Consider the following 26,346-nt stretch of genomic DNA (forward strand, 5'->3'; position numbering starts at 1 on the left):
CACAACGAAACTGACCGAGCGCAATGGAACTGACCGAGCGCAATGGAACTGACGGAACGCAACGAAACTGACCGAACGCAACGGAACTGACGGAACCGTTAGCACTGTTGGGTAGCACTGTTGGAACTGCTGGAGCTCAAAAACTGACGGAACGTCAGAAGTGTGACACGCTGCCGTCCCGCGCGGAACCCCGGTACAGTCGCCGGGCGATCAAGCCGTTCACGAGGGGGAGCGCCCGTGACCGAAGCCGCCCGTACCGACGCCCGTCCCGCCCCCACGGCAGCTGCGACGCCCGCCGTACGGCTCACCGCCGTCACCAAGGAATTCGGTGCGCTGCGTGCCGTCGACGGCGCCGAGCTCACCATCGGGAAAGGCGAGTTCTTCTCCCTCCTCGGCCCCTCCGGCTCGGGCAAGACCACCCTGCTGCGCCTGATCGCCGGCTTCGAACGGCCCACCTCGGGCCGCATCGAACTCGCCGGGAGCGACGTCACCGCACTTCCGGCCAGCCGCCGCGACGTCCACACCGTCTTCCAGGACTACGCGCTCTTCCCCCACATGACCGTCGAGCAGAACGTCGCCTACGCGCTCACCGTCGCCGGGGTGCGCAAATCCGAACGCCTCGCCCGCGCCCGCGCGGCACTGCGCACCGTACGCCTCGACGACCACGGTGCGCGCCGGCCCGACCGGCTCTCCGGCGGTCAGCGCCAGCGCGTAGCCCTGGCCCGTGCCCTGATCGACGATCCCGGGCTGCTGTTGCTCGACGAACCCCTCGGCGCGCTCGACCTCCAGCTGCGGCAGGAGATGCAGCGCGAACTCCAGCGCATCCAGCGCGCCACCGGTGTCACCTTCCTCCTCGTCACCCACGACCAGGAGGAGGCGCTGACGCTCAGCGACCGCCTTGCCGTGCTCGACCGCGGCCGTATCGTGCAGACCGGCTCGCCGCTGGAGATCTACGACCGTCCGGCCACCGCGTTCGTCGCGGGCTTCATCGGTACTACCAATCTGCTGCGCGACCAGGCCGCGGTCCGTGTGATCGGCGCCCCGGGCACATACAGCCTCCGCCCCGAGCGGATCCGGATCGTCGCTCCGGACGGCTCGAACGGCGGCCCGAACGGCGTCCCGGGCGGCGTCCCGGCACCGGGGGAGCGGTGTGTGCCCGGCAGGGTCACCGAGATCGCGCACGTCGGTGCCCACACGCGCGTGGTGGTCCGCCTCGACGCAGGCGACGACCAGCTCACCGCTGTGCGGCTGAACTCCACGGACCTGCCGGACGCCGCCCGTCCGGGCGCCGCGGTCCATCTGCTGTGGAACGCCGCCGACGCCTTTCCGGTGCCCGGCTGAAGCCGGTGCCCAGGTGAAGCCGGTCCCGCGGCTGAGGCCGGTTCCCCAGCTCAGGCCGCTTGCCCCGCCGAGGCCGGCGCCCGCCTGAGGGATCGTCGTACAACGCACCGGGGCGCATCCCGGTTCCCGACGCGCTCTGGTGGCAGACGGTCAGCTTCCGGATACTGGCGGGGCTCGACAGCCGTGTGCGACAGCGGGAGTTCACCATGCGTAACGCGAATCCGTGGAAGGCCGCAGTGACGGCCGGGGTCCTGGCGCTGGCCGTCGCCTGCGGCTCCGGCGGCGGCGGAACGCACGGCGGGGGAGCCGCCGAACAGAAGACCGTCGGCAAGGGCGAGGGCCGCGTCGACATCATCGCCTGGGCCGGATATGCCGAGGACGGCTCCAACGACCCCAAGGCCGACTGGGTGCACCCCTTCGAGAAACAGACCGGCTGCAAGGTCAACACCAAGACCGCCGGGACCTCCGACGAGATGGTCTCGCTGATGAAGACCGGCCAGTACGACACCGTGTCCGCCTCCGGCGACGCCACTCTGCGGCTGATCGCCGCCGGGGACGTGGCGCCCGTCAACACCCGTCTGGTGCCGAACTACCGCGACATCTTCAGCGGCCTGAAGATGCGCCCGTTCAACTCCAAGGACGGGAAGATGTACGGCATCCCGCACGGCCGCGGCGCCAATCTGCTGATGTACCGCACCGACAAGGTCTCCCCGGCTCCCGACTCCTGGAAGGCCGTCTTCGACGGCGCGGCGAAGTACGCGGGCAAGGTCACCGCCTACGACTCGCCCATCTACATCGCCGACGCCGCCCTCTACCTGATGAAGACCCGTCCCGCACTCGGCATCAAGGACCCGTACGCCCTGGACCGCACCCAACTCGACGCCGCAGTGGCCCTGTTGAAAAAGCAGCGGCAGCAGATCGGCGAATACTGGAGCGACTACCAGAAGGAAGTCACCGCCTTCAAGGGCGGCGACAGCGTCGTCGGCACCACCTGGCAGGTCATCGCCAACACCGCTGCCGCGGAAAAGGCCCCCGTCAAGGCGGTCCTCCCCAAGGAGGGGGCCACCGGCTGGTCCGACACCTGGATGGTCTCCGCCAAGGCCGCTCACCCCAACTGCGCCTACAAGTGGCTCAACTGGATCGTCTCCCCGAAGGTGAACGCCCAAGTCGCCGAGTACTTCGGCGAGGCGCCCGCCAACGCCAAGGCGTGCAAGGAGACCGCCGACCCACGTCACTGCGCCGTCTACCACGCCGATGACGAGTCCTACTACCGCCGCGTCCACTTCTGGACCACCCCCGTACCGCAGTGCCTCGACGGCCGCAGGAACGTCAAGTGCACCGACTACGCGGAGTGGACCCGTGCCTGGACGGAGATCAAGGGCTGAGCGCGGGCGCCCGGGTGTCCGCCACGCGCCATGAGCCCCGCGCCCGCGCCCGCGGCCGGCTCGCCGCGCTCCTCGCCCCGCCCCTCCTGTGGCTGGTCCTCGCCTACCTCGGCTCTCTCGCCGTCCTCCTGCTCTCCGCTTTCTGGACCACCGACCCCTTCACCTCGGATGTCGTCCACACCTGGACCACCGACAACTTCCGCGACATCCTCACCACCCCCGTCTACCGCACGGTCGCCCTGCGCACCCTTGGTATCGCCGTCGCCGTCACGCTCCTCGACGCTCTGCTCGCGTTGCCGATGGCCTTCTTCATGGCGCGGGTGGCGGCCGGCCGGCTGCGCCGCGCCCTGCTGGTGGCCGTGCTGACCCCGCTGTGGGCCGGCTATCTGGTCAAGGCGTACGCCTGGCGGGTGATGCTCGGCGAGCACGGCATCGTCAACGCGGTACTCGCCCCGCTCGGCCTGCACGGCCCCGGATACGGCACGGCCGCCGTCGTGCTCGTGCTCGCCTACCTCTGGCTGCCGTACATGATCCTTCCGGTCCACGCCGCCCTGGAACGGCTGCCCGCGCACCAACTGGAGGCCTCCGCCGACCTCGGTGCGGGCACCCTACGGACCCTGCGCTCCGTCGTCGCACCCGCCGTCCGTCCCGCGCTCCTGGCGGGTTCCGTCTTCACCTTCTCGCTCTCCCTCGGGGACTACCTCACCGTGCAGATCGTCGGCGGCCGCACCCAGCTCCTGGGCAATGTCATCGCCTCCCAGGTCACCCTCGACCTGCCGCTCGCAGCGGCGCTCTCCGCGGTCCCGGTCGCCCTCGTCGTCTGCTACCTCGCCGCCGTCCGCCGGGCCGGCGCGCTCGACTCGCTCTGACCCGAACCGAAGGAGGCAGCCGGATGCACCTCACCCGCACCGCCCGGATCGTCCTCGGCTGCCTCACGGCCGCCGGTCTCGCCCTGATCTACCTCCCCCTCCTCCTGGTTCTGCTCAACTCCGTCAACGCCGACCCCTCGTTCGCCTGGCCGCCCCGCGCGCTGACCGGCGAGTGGTGGAGCCGCGCCCTGCACAGCGCGGGCGCCCGCGACGCCCTGTGGACCTCGCTGCGGGCGGGCCTCGGAGCCACCGCCGTCGCCCTGGTCCTCGGCTCGCTCGCGGCCTTCGCCGTGCACCGCCACCGCTTCTTCGGACGGCAGACCGTCTCGTTCCTGATCGTGCTGCCGATCGCCCTGCCCGGCATCGTCACCGGTATTGCCCTCAACGCCGCCTTCCGCACCGTCCTCGCGCCGCTGGGCATCGGCTTCGGCCTCTTCACGGTCGTGGTCGGCCATGCCACCTTCTGCGTCGTCATCGTCTTCAACAACGTCGCCGCCCGGCTCCGCCGCATCGCCCCGTCCCTGGCCGAGGCCTCCGCCGACCTGGGCGCCCGCCCCTGGCAGACCCTGCGGTACGTCACCTTCCCGGCGCTGCGCCCGGCGCTGTTCGCCGGCGCGCTGCTGGCCTTCGCGCTCTCCTTCGACGAGGTCGTGGTGACCACCTTCACGGCGGGCGCGGGCACCAAGACGCTGCCGATCTGGATCTACGAGAACCTGGCCCGCCCCCACCAGGCGCCGGTCGTCGATGTGCTCGCCGCGCTGCTGATCGCCCTGTCGGTCATCCCGGTGTACGCCGCCCAGCGACTCTCGTCGGACACCGCCGGCGGCCGGCTGTGAGCACACGGCCCGGCGGCCGGCTCTGAGCGCACGGCGCAGTTTCCCCGAAAGGGTGACTCCGCGGACTTTCATCGAACCGGACGCGGTCCGGCCGCGTCCCTCACAGCAGGGTCCGGGGCACGGGATCGACGGGGGTGATTCGGTGCCCCGGCCCGTCGGCGGCGCGCGCGACCGGTCAGTGCCGTACGAGCGACCGCCGTGCGACCGGGAAGTCGAAGTAGGTGTCCGGAAAAGTCTCCGGGGTGAAGGTGTAGTGCCACCACTCCTTGTCGTAGTTGACGAATCCGGCGCGCTCCAGGCCGTCCTTCAACAGCAGCCGGTTGGCCCGCTGTTCGCCCTTGATCCGCGGGTCGAGAGTGTGCGCCAGCGTGTCGAAGCAGTCGAAGCCGGTGCCCATGTCCAGCGAATTGTCCGGGAAGCGGGCCGCCTTCGGGCCGTGACACGAGGACAGCGGCTCCCCGGGGACATACGGCCGGGTGGGCAGGGCCGGCAGCCGCACCAGCGTCAGATCGAGGGTGCTGCCCCTGCTGTGCCCGGACTTCTCCGCGATATAGCCGTCCCGGAAAAGCGTCGACTTGTCGACCCGCGGATAGAACTCGGCCTTCATCCGCTGGTCGCCGAGGTCCTTGGCCCAGGCCACGAAGTGGTCCACGGCGCGCTGCGGCCGGTAGCAGTCATAGACCTTGAGGGAGTACCCGCGGCGCAGGAACGAGCGCTGTGCCCGGTGCAACGCCCGTGCCGCGTCCCGGGTCAGCAGGCACATCGGCGCCCGGTAGCCGGTCACCGGCACGCCCATGAAGTCGTGCGGGGTGAAGTAGCGCATCTCCTGGATGACGGTGGGATCCACGTCCCGCAGCGCGACGAACTCCGCAGGTGCCTTGGGCCCGTTGCCCGGCTGCGACGACGGCGCCGGACGGTGCGGGACGGTGTCCGCCGCCGCACCCGAAGGGACAGCGGCCACAGTGATCAGCGCGGCGGCAGCGGCAGCAAGGCCGCGCAGCGCGGCAGCAAGTCTCGGCATGGCCCCCGTCTACCAGGCGCGGCAGGGAGGAGGGAAGCCCCGCCGCACAACTGCTCAACCGCGCAACTGCGTAACCGCACGACCGCGCAACCACTTCGCCGCGCAGCCCGCTCCGCCCCGTAGCTCGCTCCGCCTCCCCCAGCCCGCTACGCCCCCACCCCGTCCTCCAACCCCCGCACCCGCACCGGATACCCCACCGCGCCCCCGTCCCGCCGCTCCACGACCACCCGGTCGCCCGAGCGCCGCGAGGTGAAGCGCTCCACCGTCGGCCGCCGCCAGCCGTCCCCGGCGTCCGGCACCACCAGCCCGCTGCCTCCGCGTCCGGCGACCGGCGCCCACACCTCCAGCTCCGTCCCGCCGTCCGCCCCCGCCACCGGCAGCACCGCACCGGCCCGCGCCAGCACCGGAATCCGCGACAGCGGCGCCTCCACCCACACCTGCCCGGGACCGTCGTACGCCTGCCCGGTGGCGGTGTCGTACCACCGGCCACGCGGCAGCCGCACCGGCCGCCGGGTCACCCCCGCCGCCAGCGCCGGCGCGACCAGCAGCGCATCCCCCAGCAGAAAGGCGTCCTCGCAGTCCCGTAGGGCCCGGTCCCGCGGCGCGCTCCACCACAGCGGCCGGACGTACGGCGCCCCGGTCAGCCGCGCCAACTGCCCCAGCGTCCCGAAGTACGGCAGCAGCCGCTCCCGCTCACGCAGCGCCGTACGGGCATGAGCGAGCACCTCGCTCCCGTATTCCCAGGGCTCCCGCCGCCCCGCCCCGAGCGCCGAATGCGTACGGAACAGTGGTAGGTAGGCGCCCAGTTGGAACCACCGCAAATACAGCTCGGAGCATGGCCTCCCGGAGAAGCCACCGATATCGGGGCCGCTGTACGGCACCCCGCACAGCCCCAGCCCCAGGACGAGCGACAGCGACGCCCGCAGCCCCGGCCAGCCCGTCGCCACATCGCCCGACCAGCTGCCGCCGTAGCGCTGCATCCCGGCCCAGCCCGAGCGCGAGAAGAGGAACGGCCGCTCGCCCGGCCGCAGTTCGCACAGCCCCTCGTAGCCGGCCTGTGCCATCGCCAGGCCATAGACGTTGTGCGCCTCCCGGTGGTCGCCGCCCCGCCCCTCCAGCGCATGCCGCGCCGAGCGCGGCAGGGTCCGTTCCCCGAAGGCGGCGAACGAGACCGGCTCGTTCATGTCGTGCCACACCCCCGAGAAGCCCTGTGCCAGCCGCTCCGCATACAGCGCACCCCACCACTTGCGCACCCGCGCATCGGTGAAGTCCGGGTAGACCGACTCGCCCGGCCACACCACCCCACGCACTTCGCGCCCCCCTGCGTCCCGTACGAAGGCGTCCGCCGCCGCCCCGCCCTCGTACACCGCGTCCCCCGGCTCGGCCTTCACCGCCGGATCCACGATGGACACCAGCCGCACCCCGTCCGCGCGCAACTCCCGTGCCAGCCCCGGAAGGTCCGGATAGCGCTGCCGGTCGACCGTGAACACCCGGTTCCGGTCGTAGTGGTCGATGTCCAAATGGAGGGCGGAGAGCGGAAGTTCCCGTTCCTTGTAGCCGGCCACCACCCGCCGCACCTCGGTCTCCCCACCGAAGCCCCAACGGGCGTGCTGATACCCCAGCGCCCACTGCGGCGGCAACGCGGGCGCACCGGTCAGCGCCGTCCAGACCTGGAGCACCCGGGCCGGGGTCCCGGCCAACACCCAGTAGCGCAGCGGCCCGCCGTCCATCCGCAGCTCACACGTGCCCGGCCGGTCATGACCGGAGCCCGCCCCCTCCGCGCCCTCGCGCAGTGTGACCCGGCCGTCCCAGGAATTGTCGTGAAAGACCAGATGCGTACCGGCGTCCGCCACCACCAGCTGCACCGGCATGGTCAGCGACAGTGGATCGTCGCCCGGCCCGAAGGCCCCGCCCGGATCGGTGTTCCACAGACGGTACGCACCGTCCCGCAGCCGTGGCCCGTGTGCCCGGCCGCCCAGTCCGAAGAACCGGCCGTCGGCGGCCACCTCCGAGCGCTGCACCCAGCGCGAGACGCCGCACCCCTCTGGCCGCCCGGCGCGCTCGTCCGCCCCCTGGTCACCGGTCCGGTCCCACCAGCGCGGCGGCAACTCCCGCCGCAACACCGCCCCGCCGGGCGTGCGCACCTCTACCGCGCCGTGCCGGGACACCACCACCAGCACCCGCTCGGAGACCACCCGCCAGCCGCCCTCCGTATCGGGCTCCAGCACCACTCGCGCATCCGCCTCCGGGCACGCCCCGGCCAGCGCGTACGACGGCTCCGGCTCGGCCCCGTCCCAGCCGCAGAACACCGCACCGCCCGCGGCCACCCGCACCCGCAGCGAGGAGCGCGCGAAGTGGATCATCCCGCCGCCCGGCTGGGGCTCCGCCCTCAGGGCCGGCCCCGGCACCCGCGCCCGTTCCGTGCCGGGCCGCGGCAGCGCCCGCGCATCCGCTCTCCGCGCCCGCCACGCCGAGCGCACGGACCGCAGCCCCTGCGCCGGCCCGACCGCCCTGACCGCCCGTACCGACCGCACCAGATCCCGCCCGTCCATGCCGGTCAGCCTGCCATTGTCGGGCAGCTGCGCGGGCACCGTTCAACTGCCGTTCACCTGCGCCGTGTCACGCTCGGCCAAGTTCAGGCCCAGGCTGTGCCCGCAATGTCCCGCCGTCCGCCCGGAGGACGGCGCGCGCGGAGTCCGCCCCTGGGCCCGCCCCTCAATGGCCGAATCCCGCCGTGGTCCTCACCGGCCGCCCCGCGCCACATGGCGGCACCACAGCCGCCACCCCCCGAATGTGGGCAGCCCACCCTGGTGCACAAGTCGATCACATGGCATCGTCCAGGCAAGCCGTGTCATGCGCACACGCCCACCCACTGGGCCGGGGGACCCCCACCGCTGTGCGCCCGACGCCCACGACGCGTATCGCCCGGGAGCCGATGATGACCACCGCACCGCAGTCCGCCCACCAGCCGGAACCGCTCTGGCAACCAGGCCCGGACCGCATCGAGGGCGCACAGGTCACCCGCTTCCACACCTGGGCGGCCGCGCACCACGGCGCACCCGCCCCCACCCCGGGCGACCCCGCGGCGAGCTACGCCGCGCTGCACCACTGGTCCGTCAGCGACCTCCCCGCCTTCTGGCAGGCCACCGCCGAGTGGTTCGACGTCCGCTTCGCCACCCCGTACGACACCGTCCTCGCCGACCGCACGATGCCCGGCGCCCGCTGGTTCCCCGGCGCCACCCTCAACTACGCCGAACACGCCCTGCGCGCCGCCGAGGACCCGGCCCGCGCCGAGGCGCCCGCGCTGCTGTACGTCGACGAGACCCATGAGCCCACCCCCGTCACCTGGAGGGACCTGCGCGCCCAGGTCGGCTCCCTGGCCGCCGAACTCCGCCGCCTCGGTGTCCGCCCCGGAGACCGCGTCAGCGCCTACGTCCCCAACATTCCGCAGGCCGTCGTCGCGCTCCTCGCCACCGCCGCGGTCGGCGCCGTATGGACCTCCTGCGCACCCGACTTCGGCGCCCGCAGCGTGCTGGACCGCTTCCAGCAGATCGAACCGGTCGTGCTGTTCACCGTCGACGGCTACCGCTACGGCGGCAAGGAGCACGACCGCCGCGACACCGTCGCCGAAATCCGCAACGAACTGCCCACCCTGCGCGCCGTCGTCCACATCCCGCTCCTCGGCACCCCCGCCCCCGAAGGGGCCGTGAACTGGTCGGACCTGACCTCGAATGACACCGAACCGGTCTTCGAACAGGTCCCGTTCGACCACCCGCTGTGGGTCCTGTACTCCTCCGGCACCACCGGCCTGCCCAAGGCCATCGTCCAGTCCCAGGGCGGCATCCTGCTCGAACACCTCAAGCAGACCGGCCTGCACTGCGACCTCGGCCCCGACGACCGGTTCTTCTGGTACACCTCCACCGGCTGGATGATGTGGAACTTCCTCGTCGCCGGCCTGTTGGTGGGCTCCACGATCGTGCTCTACGACGGCAGCCCCGGCCACCCCGACATCTCGGCCCAGTGGCAGGTCGCCGAAAGCACCCGCGCGACCGTCTTCGGCACCTCGGCCGCCTACGTCATGGCCTGCCGCAAGGCCGGCATCCACCCGGCCCGCGACCTGGACCTCTCCGCCATCACCTGCGTCGCGACCACCGGCTCCCCGCTCCCGCCGGACGGCTTCCGCTGGCTCCACGACTGCTTCGCGGAGGGCGGCACCGACCTGTGGACCGCCTCCGTCAGCGGCGGCACCGACGTCTGCAGCTGCTTCGCCGGCGCCGTCCCCACCCTCCCCGTCCACATCGGCGAACTCCAGGCCGCCTGCCTCGGCACCGACCTCCAGGCATGGGACCCGCAGGGCAAACCGGTCATCGACGAGGTCGGCGAACTCGTCGTCACCAACCCCATGCCGTCCATGCCCACCCGCTTCTGGAACGACCCCGACGGCACCCGCTACCACGACAGCTACTTCGACATGTACCCCGGAGTCTGGCGGCACGGCGACTGGATCACCCTCACCTCCCGCGGCAGCGTCGTCATCCACGGCCGCTCCGACTCCACCCTCAACCGCCAGGGCGTCCGGATGGGCTCCTCCGACATCTACGAAGCCGTCGAACGGCTCCCCGAGATCCGCGAATCCCTCGTCATCGGCCTGGAACTCCCCGACGGCGGCTACTGGATGCCGCTCTTCGTCCACCTCGCCCCCGGCGTCACCCTCGACGACGCCCTCCGCGACCGCATCAAGCGCACCATCCGCGAACAGCTCTCCCCGCGGCACGTCCCCGACGACATCATCGAAGCCCCCGGCGTCCCGCACACCCTCACCGGCAAGCGCATCGAGGTCCCGGTCAAACGCCTCCTCCAGGGCACCCCCCTCGACAAGGCCGTCAACCCCGGCTCCGTCGACAACCTCGAACTGCTCCGCTTCTACGAGCAGGTGGCCCGCGACCGCGCCACCGCCCGCCCGCAGTAAGCCCGCCCGGCGCCGGACCGCAGAAGGCCCGCACGGCCTCCGGTCCGGCGCCCGGCCGCATTGTCAGACCCCCCGATTACTCTCAGTGACAAGTGGCGTCCGGCCGACCACCGCTCAGCGCCGGGCGCATCTCACCAGGGGGAGTCATGACATCCACAGCCAAATACACCGACCATTCCGCCCGCCGCAAACTCCGCCGCGAAGTCCCCAGCACCGCCGCCGTCCTGGCCGACGAGCAGGACTTCCGCGCCATGCGCCGCTACCGCACCTTCCCGTTCGACGACCACCGCAGCTACCTCCAGCAGATGGAGCACCTGCTGCGCACCCTCGCCTCCCAGGGCGTGCTCACCACCATCAGCCTCTTCGACCCGGCCGCCTACGAGACCTACTGCGCCGACCTCGCCCTGGACCCCGACCGCCCCGAGAGCCGCAGCCGCTACACCGCCGAAGTCGCCCGCACCGGCGCGACCTTGACCTACCAGGGCGAACCCCTCACCCAGCTGCTCCCGCTGCTCCTCGAAGAAGCCGACCGCCAGGCGACCTGGGACCACGCCTCCGCCGTCCTGGCCCGAGCCGGTGACTGCCCCGAGTGCGGCGAAGACCTCGCCCGCACCGCCTTCGCCCGCGCCACCCAAGCCCTCCAGCAACTCCTCGAAGCCCTCGGCAGCGGCACCCACCACCTCGTCTGCTCCGTCGCCGCCGGAGACCCGCCCCTCCTGGCGGTGCTGCACGCCACCGCACCGGACGGCGCCCGACTCCAACTCGACGAATCGGAGACCCTCATCTTCTGCACGGCCCTCGCCGCCGGCTTCGCCCTGCGCACCCCCGGCGGCATCGTCTCCCGCACCACCACCGGCCCCGACGGCCACGACACGGTCCGCGGCTGGGCCCTCCACGACTCCTGGCCCCGCGCCCTCAACGCCGCCGAGGTCTTCACCGCCTACTGCACCGACGCCGACACCGGCGACCCGATCCCACCCGAGCACGGCGTCGACTACGCCCCCGGCCTTCCCCTCACATCCCCACCCGACCCGCACCACCACGACTGACCGCCCCCGCCCACAGCAGCATGGCCGCCCCGCCACAAAGGGCGGGACGGCCATCAACACTCCTCAGCGACGCACCGCGCCGCGCGAGCTCACTCCCCGGAGAGCACTGCCTGGGCAGCGGCCCGCGCATCGTCGGCGGTATCCGCAGCACGCGCCGCGGCCGCCGCCCGCTCACACTGCGCCAGCGTGTGCTTGGACAGCGTCGACCGCACATACGGAATCGAGGCCGCACCCATCGAAAGGCTGGTGACACCGAGCCCCGTCAGCACACACGCCAACAGCGGATCGGAGGCCGCCTCACCACAGACCCCACAGCTCTTGCCCTCGGCCTTCGCGGCCTCGGCCGAAGCCGCCACGAGGTCCAGCAGCGCCGGCTGCCAGGGATCCTGCAGCCGCGAGACGGCACCGACCTGGCGGTCAGCGGCGAAGGTGTACTGCGCCAGGTCATTGGTCCCCAGCGAAAGGAACTCGACCTCCTGCAGAATCGACCGCGCCCGCAGCGCCGCGGACGGAATCTCCACCATCGCCCCGAACTTCGCCTGCAGCCCGGCCTCCCGGCACGCATCCGCGAACGCCTTGGCATCGGTCCGGTCCGCCACCATCGGCGCCATGACCTCAAGGTAGACCGGCAGCCCCTCGGCCGCCTTCGCCAGCGCCGTCAGCTGCGTACGCAGCACATCGGGGTGGTCAAGCAGCGTCCGCAGCCCCCGCACACCCAGCGCGGGGTTCGGCTCATCAGCCGGCGTCAGGAAGTCCAGCGGCTTGTCGGCGCCGGCGTCGAGCACCCGCACCACGACCCGCCCCTCGGGGAAGGCCTCCAGCACCTGGCGGTACGCATCGACCTGCTTCTCCTCGGACGGCGCATTCTTGCTGTCGTCCAAAAACAGAAACTCGGTACGGAAGAGACCAACACCCTCGGCCCCGGCGTCGACCGCCGTGGCCACATCACCGGGCCCGCCGACATTCGCCAGCAGCGGCACCTTGTGCCCGTCGGAGGTGGCCCCCGGCCCGGACGACGCCGCCAGCGCCGCCTTCCGCTCCGCCGCGGCCTGCTCCAGCGCCGCCCGCTTCCCGGCGTCCGGCTCGACGAAAACCTCACCGGTGCTGCCGTCGACGGCGATGACCGTGCCCTCGACGAGCTCACCCGCACCAGGCAGCGCCACGATGGCCGGCACCCCCAGCGCCCGCGCGAGAATCGCGCTGTGGCTGGTCGGCCCGCCCTCCTCGGTCACGAACCCGAGCACCAGAGTCGGGTCCAGCAGCGCGGTGTCAGCCGGCGCCAGATCACGCGCGATCAGCACATACGGCTCATCGCTGTCCGGCACACCCGGCATCGGCACACCCAGCAGCCGCGCGACGATCCGGTTCCGCACATCATCGAGGTCGGCCACCCGGCCCGCGAGATACTCACCGGCCCCCGCCAGCAGCGCCCGGTAGGCGGCGAACGCGTCATACACACCGCGCTCGGCGGTGCTGCCGACAGCGATCCGCCGCTCGACATCCGCCATCAGCTCGGGGTCCTGCGCCATCATGGCCTGTGCCTCCAGCACGGCCTGCGCCTCACCACCCGCCAGGTTTCCCCGCGCCATCAGATCAGCAGCGACAGCCTCTACGGCCTGACGGGCACGCCCCTGTTCGCGCTCCGCCTCATCCGCCGGAATCTGCTTGGCCGGCGGCTCCAGAACCGCCGTACCCATGTGCCGCACCTCGCCGATCGCCACACCGTGGCTGACGCCGACGCCTCGCAGCGTTGTCTCCATTGCACCCGTCTCCGCTTGATGCGACGGCCGGCGCCGCCGCGATGGATGTCGTATCTGCCGTTGGGGCGAACCCCGGCTACTGCCAGGAGAAGAGCTGCTCGCCCGCCTTGACGTCGCCGTCCTCACGCACCTCGCCGAGCGAGTCCGCAGTGGCCTCCAGCGCGACGACCGGGCACACCGGCGACTTCCCGGCCAGCTCAACAGCGGCCGGGTTCCAGCGCACGACCTCCTGGCCGCGGGTCACGGTGTCGCCCTTGTTCACGAGCAGCTCGAAGCCCTCGCCATTGAGCTGAACCGTGTCGATACCGAGATGGGTGAGCACACCGTGTCCCTCGGAGTCGACGACGACGAACGCGTGCGGGTGCAGCGATACGAGGACACCGTCCACGGGCGAAACAGCGGAGGACGGCTCACGCACCGGATCGATGGCGGTACCGGGACCCACCATCGCTCCGGAGAACACGGGGTCGGGCACAGCCGCGAGTCCGATGGCGCGTCCGGCAAGAGGGGACGTCACGGTGGTCATGGGAAGCCTCCCAGGGGTGGAGATTCATCAGGCCGCCGTCACTACCTGTCCTGGACGGCGCACCGTTCAGAAGCGTAAGTCATAAGAACTGACGGTTCCGCATGAGAGACGCCGGTTGCCATCCGCGAGTCCCGCTGAATCGATTTGCCTCGCCCACACCAGAGCTGTACTGTCTGACATCTGCCCCGGACAGCCAGGACGCAATCGACTGCGTCCGGTTGAGGTGGGCGGCACTCCCAGCGTCCTGATCGCGACTCAAGAATTGTGCTTTCTGCATGCCCGCAGAAAAGCAGCGGTTCGAAAGCCGAAAAGGGCCTGCTAGAGTGGGAAACGCGAAGAAGCCGAAAGGCGGAAACGCAAAGCGGAAACGCACCGGCGAAAATCGGAACCGCAAGGATCTGATAGAGTCGGAAACGCAAGACCGAAGGGAAGCGCCCGGAGAGCCCGGTACTGAGTCGATCAGAACCGATAAGGCACAAAGGAAGCGTCCGTTCCTTGAGAACTCAACAGCGTGCCAAAAGTCAACGCCAGATATGTTGATACCCCGTCGACCGGAAACATCCGGAAGATGAGGTTCCTTTGAAAGTCCTGCCGACACCATGTGTGACGGTAGGCAATACACAGCGAGGACGCTGTGAACGACCGGGCCTATTCCGCCTGGTTGTTCCGCTCAACGCGAGTGTCACCCGATTACGGGTAAACATTCACGGAGAGTTTGATCCTGGCTCAGGACGAACGCTGGCGGCGTGCTTAACACATGCAAGTCGAACGATGAACCTCCTTCGGGAGGGGATTAGTGGCGAACGGGTGAGTAACACGTGGGCAATCTGCCCTTCACTCTGGGACAAGCCCTGGAAACGGGGTCTAATACCGGATACGACTACCGACCGCATGGTCTGGTGGTGGAAAGCTCCGGCGGTGAAGGATGAGCCCGCGGCCTATCAGCTTGTTGGTGGGGTGATGGCCTACCAAGGCGACGACGGGTAGCCGGCCTGAGAGGGCGACCGGCCACACTGGGACTGAGACACGGCCCAGACTCCTACGGGAGGCAGCAGTGGGGAATATTGCACAATGGGCGAAAGCCTGATGCAGCGACGCCGCGTGAGGGATGACGGCCTTCGGGTTGTAAACCTCTTTCAGCAGGGAAGAAGCGAGAGTGACGGTACCTGCAGAAGAAGCGCCGGCTAACTACGTGCCAGCAGCCGCGGTAATACGTAGGGCGCAAGCGTTGTCCGGAATTATTGGGCGTAAAGAGCTCGTAGGCGGCTTGTCACGTCGGATGTGAAAGCCCGGGGCTTAACCCCGGGTCTGCATTCGATACGGGCAGGCTAGAGTTCGGTAGGGGAGATCGGAATTCCTGGTGTAGCGGTGAAATGCGCAGATATCAGGAGGAACACCGGTGGCGAAGGCGGATCTCTGGGCCGATACTGACGCTGAGGAGCGAAAGCGTGGGGAGCGAACAGGATTAGATACCCTGGTAGTCCACGCCGTAAACGTTGGGAACTAGGTGTGGGCGACATTCCACGTCGTCCGTGCCGCAGCTAACGCATTAAGTTCCCCGCCTGGGGAGTACGGCCGCAAGGCTAAAACTCAAAGGAATTGACGGGGGCCCGCACAAGCAGCGGAGCATGTGGCTTAATTCGACGCAACGCGAAGAACCTTACCAAGGCTTGACATACACCGGAAAACCCTGGAGACAGGGTCCCCCTTGTGGTCGGTGTACAGGTGGTGCATGGCTGTCGTCAGCTCGTGTCGTGAGATGTTGGGTTAAGTCCCGCAACGAGCGCAACCCTTGTTCTGTGTTGCCAGCATGCCCTTCGGGGTGATGGGGACTCACAGGAGACTGCCGGGGTCAACTCGGAGGAAGGTGGGGACGACGTCAAGTCATCATGCCCCTTATGTCTTGGGCTGCACACGTGCTACAATGGCCGGTACAATGAGCTGCGATACCGCGAGGTGGAGCGAATCTCAAAAAGCCGGTCTCAGTTCGGATTGGGGTCTGCAACTCGACCCCATGAAGTCGGAGTTGCTAGTAATCGCAGATCAGCATTGCTGCGGTGAATACGTTCCCGGGCCTTGTACACACCGCCCGTCACGTCACGAAAGTCGGTAACACCCGAAGCCGGTGGCCCAACCCCTTGTGGGAGGGAATCGTCGAAGGTGGGACTGGCGATTGGGACGAAGTCGTAACAAGGTAGCCGTACCGGAAGGTGCGGCTGGATCACCTCCTTTCTAAGGAGCACTTCTTACCAACTTCGGTTGGTCAGAGGCCAGTACATCAGCGAATGTCTGATGCTGGTTGCTCATGGGTGGAACGTTGACTATTCGGCGCACTTGATTGGTTGTCACTAGTACTGCTTCGGCGTGGAACGTGGTGATGGATCGAGTGGGCCGGGCACGTTGTTGGGTATCTGAGGGTACGGACATGAGTCTGGACCTTCGCGATGCCGGCCCCAGTGAACTCAGCCTTCGGGTTGGGGTGGTGGGTGGCTGGTCGTTGCTTGAGAACTGCACAGTGGACGCGAGCATCTGTGGCCAAGTTTTTAAGGGCGCACGGTGGATGCCTTGGCACCAGGAACCGATGAAGGACGTGGGAGGCCACGATAGGCCCCGGGGAGCTGTCAACCGAGCTTTGATCCGGGGGTGTCCGAATGGGGAAACCCGGCAGTCGTCATGGGCTGTCACCCGCTGCTGAACACATAGGCAGTGTGGAGGGAACGCGGGGAAGTGAAACATCTCAGTACCCGCAGGAAGAGAAAACAACCGTGATTCCGGGAGTAGTGGCGAGCGAAACCGGATGAGGCCAAACCAGTCACGTGTGATACCCGGCAGGGGTTGCGTGGTTGGGGTTGTGGGAGTTCTCTTTCACAGTCTGCCGGCTGTGAGGCAAGTCAGAAACCGTTGATGTAGGCGAAGGACATGCGAAAGGTCCGGCGTAGAGGGTAAGACCCCCGTAGCTGAAACATCAGCGGCTTGCTTGAGAATCACCCAAGTAGCACGGGGCCCGAGAAATCCCGTGTGAATCTGGCGGGACCACCCGTTAAGCCTAAATATTCCCTGGTGACCGATAGCGGATAGTACCGTGAGGGAATGGTGAAAAGTACCGCGGGAGCGGAGTGAAATAGTACCTGAAACCGTGTGCCTACAAGCCGTGGGAGCGTCGCACAAGGACTTGTCCTTGTGTCGTGACTGCGTGCCTTTTGAAGAATGAGCCTGCGAGTTTGCGGTATGTTGCGAGGTTAACCCGTGTGGGGAAGCCGTAGCGAAAGCGAGTCCGAAGAGGGCGTTGAGTAGCGTGCCCAAGACCCGAAGCGGAGTGATCTAGCCATGGGCAGGTTGAAGCGGAGGTAAGACTTCGTGGAGGACCGAACCCACCAGGGTTGAAAACCTGGGGGATGACCTGTGGTTAGGGGTGAAAGGCCAATCAAACTCCGTGATAGCTGGTTCTCCCCGAAATGCATTTAGGTGCAGCGTCGTGTGTTTCTTGCCGGAGGTAGAGCACTGGATAGGCGATGGGCCCTACCGGGTTACTGACCTTAGCCAAACTCCGAATGCCGGTAAGTGAGAGCGCGGCAGTGAGACTGTGGGGGATAAGCTCCATGGTCGAGAGGGAAACAGCCCAGAGCATCGACTAAGGCCCCTAAGCGTGTGCTAAGTGGGAAAGGATGTGGAGTCGCAGAGACAACCAGGAGGTTGGCTTAGAAGCAGCCATCCTTGAAAGAGTGCGTAATAGCTCACTGGTCAAGTGATTCCGCGCCGACAATGTAGCGGGGCTCAAGCACACCGCCGAAGTCGTGTCATTGCCACAACAGCCCTAACGGGTGTGGTGATGGGTAGGGGAGCGTCGTGTGCCGGGTGAAGCAGCCGTGGAAACGAGTTGTGGACGGTTCACGAGTGAGAATGCAGGCATGAGTAGCGATACACACGTGGGAAACGTGTGCGCCGATTGACTAAGGGTTCCTGGGTCAAGCTGATCTGCCCAGGGTAAGTCGGGACCTAAGGCGAGGCCGACAGGCGTAGTCGATGGACAACCGGTTGATATTCCGGTACCCGCTTTGAAGCGCCAAACATCGAGCCCATTAATGCTAAGGCCGTGAAGCCGCCCTGATCTCTTCGGAGTTGAGGGGAGTGGTGGAGCCGCTGACCCAAGGTGGTAGTAGGTGAGTGATGGGGTGACGCAGGAAGGTAGTCCAGCCCGGGCGGTGGTTGTCCCGGGGTAAGGGTGTAGCCCGTCATCTAGGCAAATCCGGATGACATGTGGGTGAGACCTGATGCCGAGCCGATTGTGGTGAAGTGGATGATCCTATGCTGTCGAGAAAAGCCTCTAGCGAGTTTCATGGCGGCCCGTACCCTAAACCGACTCAGGTGGTCAGGTAGAGAATACCGAGGCGTTCGGGTGAACTATGGTTAAGGAACTCGGCAAAATGCCCCCGTAACTTCGGGAGAAGGGGGGCCATTGCTGGTGATCACTCTTGCAGTGTGAGCTGGTGGTGGCCGCAGAGACCAGCGAGAAGCGACTGTTTACTAAAAACACAGGTCCGTGCGAAGCCGTAAGGCGATGTATACGGACTGACGCCTGCCCGGTGCTGGAACGTTAAGGGGACCGGTTAGTCACATTTCGGTGTGGCGAAGCTGAGAACTTAAGCGCCAGTAAACGGCGGTGGTAACTATAACCATCCTAAGGTAGCGAAATTCCTTGTCGGGTAAGTTCCGACCTGCACGAATGGCGTAACGACTTCTCGACTGTCTCAACCATAGGCCCGGTGAAATTGCATTACGAGTAAAGATGCTCGTTTCGCGCAGCAGGACGGAAAGACCCCGGGACCTTTACTATAGCTTGATATTGGTGTTCGGTTCGGCTTGTGTAGGATAGGTGGGAGACTTTGAAGCAGCCACGCCAGTGGTTGTGGAGTCATTGTTGAAATACCACTCTGGTCGTGCTGGATGTCTAACCTGGGTCCGTGATCCGGATCAGGGACAGTGTCTGGTGGGTAGTTTAACTGGGGCGGTTGCCTCCTAAAGGGTAACGGAGGCGCCCAAAGGTTCCCTCAGCCTGGTTGGCAATCAGGTGTTGAGTGTAAGTGCACAAGGGAGCTTGACTGTGAGACTGACGGGTCGAGCAGGTACGAAAGTAGGGACTAGTGATCCGGCGGTGGCTTGTGGAAGCGCCGTCGCTCAACGGATAAAAGGTACCCCGGGGATAACAGGCTGATCTTCCCCAAGAGTCCATATCGACGGGATGGTTTGGCACCTCGATGTCGGCTCGTCGCATCCTGGGGCTGGAGTCGGTCCCAAGGGTTGGGCTGTTCGCCCATTAAAGCGGTACGCGAGCTGGGTTTAGAACGTCGTGAGACAGTTCGGTCCCTATCCGCTGTGCGCGTAGGAGTCTTGAGAAGGGCTGTCCCTAGTACGAGAGGACCGGGACGGACGAACCTCTGGTGTGCCAGTTGTCCTGCCAAGGGCATGGCTGGTTGGCTACGTTCGGAAAGGATAACCGCTGAAAGCATCTAAGCGGGAAGCCTGCTTCGAGATGAGGGCTCCCACCAACTTGATTGGTTAAGGCTCCCAGTAGACGACTGGGTTGATAGGCCAGATATGGAAGCCCGGTAACGGGTGGAGTTGACTGGTACTAATAGGCCGAGGGCTTGTCCTCAGTTGCTCGCGTCCACTGTGTAGGTTCTGAAGTAACGACCTGTGTCAATGTCCGGGTTGGTTAACTTCATAGTGTTTCGGTGGTCATTGCGTTAGGGAAACGCCCGGTTACATTCCGAACCCGGAAGCTAAGCCTTTCAGCGCCGATGGTACTGCAGGGGGGACCCTGTGGGAGAGTAGGACGCCGCCGAACAAATTTTGAGAAAGCCCCTCGGGAACGAAAGTTCCCGAGGGGCTTTTTCGCGTTGCCGTGACCCTGGGACCCGCGGCACGGCGTCGCCGGCGGGACAGGTAAGGTCAGGGGGCATCGTTGGTACATTTCCCCACAGGAGGCTTCCGCGTGGAGGTCCAGGAGACGCGGGTTCAGACGGATCGCGTCCTCACCATCCCGAATATCCTGAGCATGGCTCGTCTCCTCGGCGTGCCGTTGTTCCTGTGGCTGATCCTGTGGCCGGTATTCGGTGGCCCGAAGGCCGATGGCTGGGCGCTGCTGGTCCTCGCCCTGAGCGGTGTCAGTGACTATCTGGACGGTAAGCTCGCCCGGCGCTGGAACCAGATCAGCAGCCTGGGCCGGATCCTTGACCCGGCCGCCGACCGCCTCTACATCCTCTCCACCCTCGTCGGTCTGACCTGGCGCGAGATCCTGCCGGTCTGGCTGACCGCGGCGCTGCTGGCACGGGAACTGATGCTGCTGATCGCGGTCGGATTCCTCGGACGCCACGGTTACGGGCCGCCCCAGGTGAACTTCCTGGGCAAAGCGGCTACGTTCAACTTGATGTACGCCTTCCCGTTGCTCCTGCTGAGCAGCGGAAGCGGCTGGCTTCACACGCTTGCTGCGGTTTTCGGATGGGCGTTCGCAGGATGGGGTACAGCGCTCTACTGGTGGGCAGGAATCCTCTACGTGGTCCAGGTCCGCCGCCTCATCAAAGCGGACACCACGGCCGACTGAGCTTTCCGGACCGGCAGCTGGTGCCAAGGCCCGGCGCCCGTACGCGATAACAGGAACAGTGGCGATCTGGACAGGTGAAGTCGGCAAGACCGTCGTCTCTTAGAGGAGGACGCTTCCGACATGAAGGCCGTTGTGATGGCCGGTGGCGAAGGAACACGCCTTCGCCCCATGACGTCCAGTATGCCCAAGCCCCTGCTTCCGGTCGTCAACAGGCCGATCATGGAGCATGTGCTCAGGCTGCTGAAGCGGCATGGTCTCAACGAGACCGTCGTGACCGTGCAATTCCTTGCCTCCCTCGTCAAGAACTACTTCGGCGACGGAGAAGAGCTCGGAATGGAGCTCACCTACGCCAATGAGGAAAAGCCACTCGGCACCGCGGGCAGTGTGAAGAATGCCGAGGAAGCCCTCAAGGACGATGCCTTCCTCGTCATCTCCGGTGACGCCCTCACGGACTTCGATCTCACCGATCTGATCCGTTTCCACAAGGAAAAGGGCGCCCTGGTCACGGTCTGCCTCACGCGGGTCCCCAACCCGCTTGAGTTCGGCATCACCATCGTCGACGAGGCCGGCAAGGTCGAACGCTTCCTGGAAAAGCCAACCTGGGGTCAGGTCTTCTCGGACACCGTCAACACCGGCATCTACGTCATGGAGCCGGAGGTCTTCGACTATTTCGAGCCCGATGTGTCGGTCGACTGGTCCGGCGATGTCTTCCCGCAGCTCATGAAGGAAGGCAAGCCGATCTACGGCTATATCGCCGAGGGCTACTGGGAAGATGTCGGGACGCACGAGAGCTATGTGAAGGCCCAGGCCGATGTGCTCGAAGGCAAGGTCGATGTGGAAATCGACGGCTTCGAGATCTCGCCGGGCGTATGGGTAGCGGAGGGCGCCGAGGTCCATTCCGACGCGGTGCTGCGCGGTCCGCTGTACATCGGTGACTACGCCAAGATCGAAGCGGGCGTGGAGCTGCGTGAGCACACCGTCGTCGGCTCCAATGTCGTCGTCAAGAGCGGCGCGTTCCTGCACCGGGCCGTAGTGCACGACAACGTCTACATCGGACAGCAGAGCAATCTGCGCGGCTGTGTGATCGGCAAGAACACCGACATCATGCGGGCCTCCCGGATCGAGGACGGCGCCGTCATCGGTGATGAATGCCTGATCGGCGAGGAGTCGATCGTCCAGGGGAACGTGCGGGTCTATCCGTTCAAGACCATTGAGGCCGGCGCGTTCGTCAATACCTCGGTGATCTGGGAGTCCCGCGGTCAGGCGCATCTGTTCGGTGCCCGTGGAGTGTCCGGGATCCTCAATGTCGAGATCACACCGGAACTCGCGGTGCGGCTCGCGGGCGCGTATGCCACCACCCTCAAGAAGGGTTCCACGGTCACCACCGCGCGCGACCATTCGCGTGGTGCCCGAGCACTCAAACGTGCCGTGATCTCCGCGCTGCAGGCCAGTGCCATCGACGTACGGGACCTGGAGAACGTCCCGTTGCCCGTCGCCCGCCAGCAGACCGCACGGGGCAGCGCCGGCGGGATCATGGTCCGTACGACGCCCGGGGTGCCGGACTCGGTGGACATCATGTTCTTCGACGAGCGGGGCGCCGACCTCTCGCAGGCCGGGCAACGCAAGCTCGACCGGGTCTTCGCCCGCCAGGAGTACCGCCGCGCCTTCCCCGGCGAGATCGGTGACCTGATCTTCCCGGCCAGCGTCTTCGACTCCTATACGGGGTCCCTGCTGCGGGCCGTGGATACCACGGGCATCAGCGAATCCGGACTCAAGGTCGTCGTGGACGCCTCCAACGGTAGCGCCGGCCTGGTCCTGCCCAGCCTGCTGGGACGGCTCGGCGTCGACTCCCTGACCATCAACCCCGGCCTGGACGAATCCCGGCCGACCGAGACCCCCGAGACCCGGCGTGCCGGGCTCGTCCGGCTCGGCGAGATCGTCGCCTCGGCGCGGGCCGCCTTCGGCGTGCGCTTCGACCCCGTCGGCGAGCGGCTCTCCCTCGTGGACGAGCGCGGCCGGATCATCGAGGACGACCGTGCTCTGCTGGTCATGCTGGATCTGGTCGCGGCCGAGCGCCGTAGTGGCCGGGTGGCGCTGCCGGTGACCACGACCCGGATCGCCGAGCAGGTGGCGGCGTATCACGGGACGCAGGTGGAGTGGACGACGACCTCGCCCGATGACATGACCCGGGTGGCCCGCGCCGATGGCACGGTCTTCGGCGGGGACGGTATGGGCGGCTTCATCATTCCGGAGTTCAGCAGCGTCTTCGACGGTGCGGCGGCGTTCGTCCGGCTGATCGGCCTGGTCGCCCGTACCCAGCTCACGCTCAGCCAGATCGACGCACGGATCCCGCGGGCGCATGTCCAGCGCCGCGACCTGGCCACCCCGTGGGCGGTCAAGGGCCTGGTCATGCGGCATGTCGTCGAGGCCGCCGGGGACCGGGACGTGGACACCACCGACGGCGTACGGGTCGTGGAGGCCGACGGCCGATGGGTCCTGGTGCTGCCGGACCCCGCGGAGGCGGTCACGCACCTGTGGGCGGAAGGGCCGGACGACACCTCCGCCGAGCAGCTGCTGGACGAGTGGTCCGCCGTGGTGGACAGCGCGGGACGCTGACCGGAGCCCCGCCGGCGGGCCGTGAATCGGCACGCCGGTGGGGCCATTGGGAGACCGCGCGGCCGACGTGCGACGATGTGCGGCATGTCGCAGCAGCGCCCCGATCGGAGCAACCCGAATACGCCGGCCGCGCGCCCCGATGCGTCCATGTCGCTGCTGACCAACGTGATGGATCACAGTCTCGACGACGGGTACGCCGAGGCGGCCGCGCGGAAGTCCGAGACCGGGGTGCGGGGGCTGCCGCGTACCTTGCGGGCGAAGTTGGGCCTGGCGGCCGGTTTGGTGCTGGCCGCGCTCGTGGTGACGGTGGGGGCGGCGCAGGCGCGGATATCAGCACCGACGCTCGCCAAAGAGCGCGAGGAACTGATCAACCGCATCCAGAAAGGCACCGGCGAGGCGGACCGGCAGCAGAAGCGGGTCGATGCGCTACGGGACGACGTCAGCAGGATGCAGCGCGAGGCGCTGAAGAAGCACGGCGGTGACAAGGCCGAACTGCTGGCACTGCTGTCCGGCTCGACGCAGGCCACCGGGCCCGGTGTGAAGCTCGTCGTGGACGATGCGAAGGGCGCGGCGTCCAGCGGCGGCGGTCCGCGCGAGAGCAGTGGTTTTTCGGACACCGGGCGGGTACGCGACAGAGATATGCAACGCGTGGTCAACGGCCTGTGGGCGTCCGGTGCGGAGGCCATCTCCGTCAATGGACAACGGCTTACCTCGCTCTCGGCGATCAGAGCCGCCGGGGACGCCATACTGGTCGACAACAAGCCACTGGTGCCGCCTTATACGGTGCTGGCGGTGGGGGACGGGCAGCGGCTGAGTACCGCGTTCCAGGACAGCGCCGATGGTCAGTACCTGCATGTGCTGCAGGAGAACTACGGCGTACGCACCAGGATTTCCGCTGAGAACGAGGTCACGCTGCCGCCCGCGCCCAGCTTGATCGTACGTACCGCAAAGCCGCAGGCCGGCGCCGCCAAGGCGGACGGCGCCGACACAGGGAAGGGCACATCGTGATCGCCGTATTGGGCCTCATCGTGGGAGTCGTGGTCGGACTTGTCGTCCGACCCGTGGTGCCGACGGTGGTCGAGCCCTACTTGCCGATCGCTGTCGTCGCGGCGCTGGATGCCGTGTTCGGCGGTCTGCGCGCCATGCTGGACGGCATCTTCGACGACAAGGTCTTCGTGGTGTCCTTCCTGTCGAATGTCGTCGTCGCCGCGCTGATTGTCTTCCTCGGCGACAAGTTGGGCGTCGGTGCTCAACTTTCCACCGGCGTCGTTGTGGTGCTGGGTATCCGGATCTTCTCCAACGCCGCGGCGATCCGCCGGCACGTCTTCAGGGCGTGAGGCGGATGAGCGCGGACGAGACGCCTGAGCCGGAGAAGACCCCGGAGCCGGAGAAGCCTGAGCCGGAGAAGACCCCGGAGCTGGAGAAGCCTGAGCCGGAGAAAAAGGCGGAGCCGGAGTCGGCCGAGACGGCCGAGCGGCCGGATGCGGACGGGGACCACGGTCCGGCCGGCCGACGGCCGATGCCGCCCGAGAGTCGGAGCGCCCCCGAGGCGGCGGAGTCCGGCGACGGTGCCGAAGCCCAGGAACCGGACAGTGCTGGACAGAAGCAAGGCAAAGGGGCAGACTCCTCGACTCCGGACGTCGTTGCCGATGACGACGGGAGTGCGGAGCGCCCGAAGACCGGTCGGGAGCGGCTCGTTGCCAGTCTGTGGCCGCCGCGGCTGACCCGGGCTCAACTGATCGTTGCGCTGCTCCTGTTCATTCTCGGCCTCGGCCTGGCGATTCAGGTACGTTCCACAAGTGACAGCAGTGCGCTGCGAGGTGCGCGCCAGGAGGACTTGGTGCGCATTCTGGACGAGCTGGACAACCGCTCCCAGCGGTTGACCGACGAACAGCGGCGCCTGGAAGGGCAGAAGACCGAGCTGGAGAACAGCTCGGACCAGGCCGAGGAGGCCCGTAAGCAGACCGTGGAGAAGGAACAGCAGCTGGGCGTGCTGGCCGGGACCGTCGCGGCGCAAGGGCCCGGCATCAACCTGACCATCGACGATGCGTCGCACTCCGTCGAGGCGGACAAGCTGCTGGACACCATCCAGGAGCTGCGGGCGGCCGGCGCGGAGGCCATCCAGGTCAATGACGTCCGGGTGGTCGCCGACAGCTATCTCTCGGACGTCCGGGGCGGCGTGCAGATCGACGGCAAGCGCGTCATGCAGCCGTTCCGCTTCAAGGTCATCGGCAAGCCGGAGGACTTGGAACCGGCGCTGAACATTCCTGGCGGAGTGGTCCAGACTCTGGAAAAGGAGCAGGCCAAGGTGTCTGTGACCCGTGAGAAGAAGATCATTGTGAACGCCTTGCGAGAGGCGAAGCGGCCTGACTACGCTCGGTTGTCATCTCAGTGAGGCGTGCACGTATGTCGAGTGCCCGGGAAGGGCATGAGGTTACGGGGGGTCGACGCACCGTGCGTGTGGTGTGTGGTGGAAACTGTTTGAAGGCCACGGACGTTCACAGGATGTCCGGATGGGCCGGTGTGTGCATCGAGGGTTCGTCCTGCCCCACGGGCGGGTCTATGTCGTTCAAGGGGAATCGCCCGTGAAGTTGTTTGGAAAGCTGTTCGGCAAGAGCGCACGCCAGGAGGGCGACAGCGGCTCCGCGCGGCATCGCGCTCCGCGCCAGACCGACGAGAGTGCCGCGGCCGAGGGCCGTCCGCTCTTCCGTGACGAGGTCAGCGGTCCGTCCGGGGGGTACGGCGCGGGTTCTGTTGACCCCTCCGGTGCCGGCCGCATAGGTTCCCAGGAACCATCAGCCGCACACACGGGTGGAGGGTCGGCCTTGCCGGTTTGTACGAGGTGCGGGAACCAGAACGCCGAGGCGAGCCGGTTCTGCTCCAACTGTGGTGCGCCGCTGCGTGCGGGCGTCCAGCCCGAGCGGGCGTCCGAGACGACGTCGACCATCTCCATTTCGGGGCTGGAGGCCTACGACTCGGAGACGACGGGCCAGAATCTGGCGCCGTCGCTGTCCCCCGAGGCCCAGGCGGCCGTGGACGCTCTCCCCTTGGGGTCGGCGCTGCTGGTCGTCCGTCGGGGGCCGAATGCGGGCAGTCGCTTCCTGTTGGACAGCGAGCTGACGACGGCCGGCCGGCATCCGCAGGGCGACATCTTCCTCGACGATGTGACGGTCTCGCGCCGTCATGTGGAATTCCGTCGCGGCTCGGACGGTCTCTTCACGGTCGCCGACGTCGGCAGCCTGAACGGCACCTATGTCAACCGTGAGCGGATCGATTCCGTCGCCCTCGCCACCGGCGACGAGGTCCAGATCGGCAAGTTCCGTCTGGTCTTCTACGCGAGCCAGCGAGGCGCCGGTATCTGACCGGCCGGGGA

The 26,346-nt window shown here is 67.4% G+C and carries 16 protein-coding genes and 3 rRNA genes; 15 read left to right on the plus strand and 4 right to left on the minus strand.

Annotated features, from left to right (window positions below; all coding sequences use genetic code 11):
• Positions 1-237: 237 nt before the first annotated feature.
• The 4 genes from STRTU_RS31495 (at position 238) to STRTU_RS31510 (ending at position 4,431) form a co-directional block, all read left to right on the plus strand.
• Entirely contained in the window at positions 238-1,341 is a 1,104-nt protein-coding gene (locus STRTU_RS31495; RefSeq protein WP_159748464.1) for an ABC transporter ATP-binding protein, read from the plus strand.
• Between the two features lie 206 nt (positions 1,342-1,547).
• Entirely contained in the window at positions 1,548-2,726 is a 1,179-nt protein-coding gene (locus STRTU_RS31500) for an ABC transporter substrate-binding protein (RefSeq protein WP_159748466.1), read from the plus strand.
• Between the two features lie 14 nt (positions 2,727-2,740).
• Complete coding sequence (locus tag STRTU_RS31505; protein ID WP_159748468.1) at positions 2,741-3,595, plus strand: ABC transporter permease; 855 nt, start codon at positions 2,741-2,743, stop codon at positions 3,593-3,595.
• Between the two features lie 23 nt (positions 3,596-3,618).
• Positions 3,619-4,431, plus strand: coding sequence for an ABC transporter permease (locus STRTU_RS31510; RefSeq protein ID WP_159748470.1), 813 nt, complete (start codon positions 3,619-3,621; stop codon positions 4,429-4,431).
• A gap of 175 nt (positions 4,432-4,606) precedes the next feature.
• On the opposite strand, the gene STRTU_RS31515 is transcribed toward STRTU_RS31510, so the two are convergent.
• Together STRTU_RS31515 and STRTU_RS31520 are read right to left on the minus strand one after the other, a co-directional pair.
• The gene (locus tag STRTU_RS31515) at positions 4,607-5,452 is read right to left on the minus strand and encodes a M15 family metallopeptidase (protein WP_159748472.1); all 846 of its coding nucleotides are present in this window, start codon (positions 5,450-5,452) and stop codon (positions 4,607-4,609) included.
• Between the two features lie 146 nt (positions 5,453-5,598).
• The gene (locus tag STRTU_RS31520; protein WP_159749777.1) at positions 5,599-8,004 is read right to left on the minus strand and encodes a glycoside hydrolase family 31 protein; all 2,406 of its coding nucleotides are present in this window, start codon (positions 8,002-8,004) and stop codon (positions 5,599-5,601) included.
• Positions 8,005-8,390: 386 nt separating this feature from the next.
• Between STRTU_RS31520 and STRTU_RS31525 the strand changes: the two genes are divergently transcribed.
• A complete protein-coding gene (locus STRTU_RS31525; protein WP_159748474.1) occupies positions 8,391-10,421 on the plus strand; it encodes an acetoacetate--CoA ligase in 2,031 nt (676 codons plus the stop codon).
• Positions 10,422-10,567: 146 nt separating this feature from the next.
• A complete protein-coding gene (locus STRTU_RS31530; RefSeq protein ID WP_159748476.1) occupies positions 10,568-11,470 on the plus strand; it encodes a hypothetical protein in 903 nt (300 codons plus the stop codon).
• Positions 11,471-11,559: 89 nt separating this feature from the next.
• Here the strand turns inward: STRTU_RS31530 and ptsP are convergent, their stop codons facing one another.
• Both ptsP and STRTU_RS31540 read right to left on the minus strand, forming a co-directional pair.
• The gene (gene ptsP / locus STRTU_RS31535; protein ID WP_159748478.1) at positions 11,560-13,230 is read right to left on the minus strand and encodes a phosphoenolpyruvate--protein phosphotransferase; all 1,671 of its coding nucleotides are present in this window, start codon (positions 13,228-13,230) and stop codon (positions 11,560-11,562) included.
• Positions 13,231-13,306: 76 nt separating this feature from the next.
• Complete coding sequence (locus STRTU_RS31540; RefSeq protein ID WP_159748481.1) at positions 13,307-13,756, minus strand: PTS sugar transporter subunit IIA; 450 nt, start codon at positions 13,754-13,756, stop codon at positions 13,307-13,309.
• A gap of 703 nt (positions 13,757-14,459) precedes the next feature.
• Here STRTU_RS31540 and STRTU_RS31545 point away from each other — a divergent pair.
• From STRTU_RS31545 to STRTU_RS31585, 9 genes are all read left to right on the plus strand, one after another.
• Positions 14,460-15,988, plus strand: a 16S ribosomal RNA gene (locus STRTU_RS31545).
• Between the two features lie 301 nt (positions 15,989-16,289).
• Positions 16,290-19,409: ribosomal RNA gene (locus STRTU_RS31550) — 23S ribosomal RNA — on the plus strand.
• Between the two features lie 75 nt (positions 19,410-19,484).
• A 5S ribosomal RNA gene (gene rrf, locus STRTU_RS31555) occupies positions 19,485-19,601 on the plus strand.
• Together the 16S, 23S and 5S rRNA genes form the textbook arrangement of a ribosomal RNA operon.
• 147 nt (positions 19,602-19,748) lie before the next feature.
• A complete protein-coding gene (locus STRTU_RS31560) occupies positions 19,749-20,357 on the plus strand; it encodes a cardiolipin synthase ClsA (protein WP_159748483.1) in 609 nt (202 codons plus the stop codon).
• 120 nt (positions 20,358-20,477) lie between these two features.
• Positions 20,478-22,973 (plus strand): mannose-1-phosphate guanyltransferase, encoded by a 2,496-nt coding sequence (locus STRTU_RS31565; protein WP_159748485.1) that lies wholly within the window; start codon positions 20,478-20,480, stop codon positions 22,971-22,973.
• A gap of 75 nt (positions 22,974-23,048) precedes the next feature.
• On the plus strand, positions 23,049-23,981 hold the full coding sequence (locus tag STRTU_RS31570; RefSeq protein ID WP_174879028.1) for a DUF881 domain-containing protein: 933 nt from the start codon (positions 23,049-23,051) through the stop codon (positions 23,979-23,981).
• Positions 23,978-24,310, plus strand: a complete 333-nt coding sequence (locus STRTU_RS31575; protein WP_003984969.1) for a small basic family protein — start codon at positions 23,978-23,980, stop codon at positions 24,308-24,310. Before STRTU_RS31570 ends, STRTU_RS31575 begins: the two co-directional genes overlap by 4 nt.
• 5 nt (positions 24,311-24,315) lie before the next feature.
• The gene (locus STRTU_RS31580; RefSeq protein ID WP_159748488.1) at positions 24,316-25,368 is read left to right on the plus strand and encodes a DUF881 domain-containing protein; all 1,053 of its coding nucleotides are present in this window, start codon (positions 24,316-24,318) and stop codon (positions 25,366-25,368) included.
• 118 nt (positions 25,369-25,486) lie between these two features.
• Positions 25,487-26,335: an FHA domain-containing protein gene (locus tag STRTU_RS31585; RefSeq protein WP_159748490.1), complete on the plus strand. Its 849-nt coding sequence runs from the start codon at positions 25,487-25,489 to the stop codon at positions 26,333-26,335.
• Positions 26,336-26,346 lie beyond the last annotated feature (11 nt).

Origin of the sequence: Streptomyces tubercidicus (assembly GCF_027497495.1) — a bacterium.
Classification (GTDB): domain Bacteria; phylum Actinomycetota; class Actinomycetes; order Streptomycetales; family Streptomycetaceae; genus Streptomyces; species Streptomyces tubercidicus.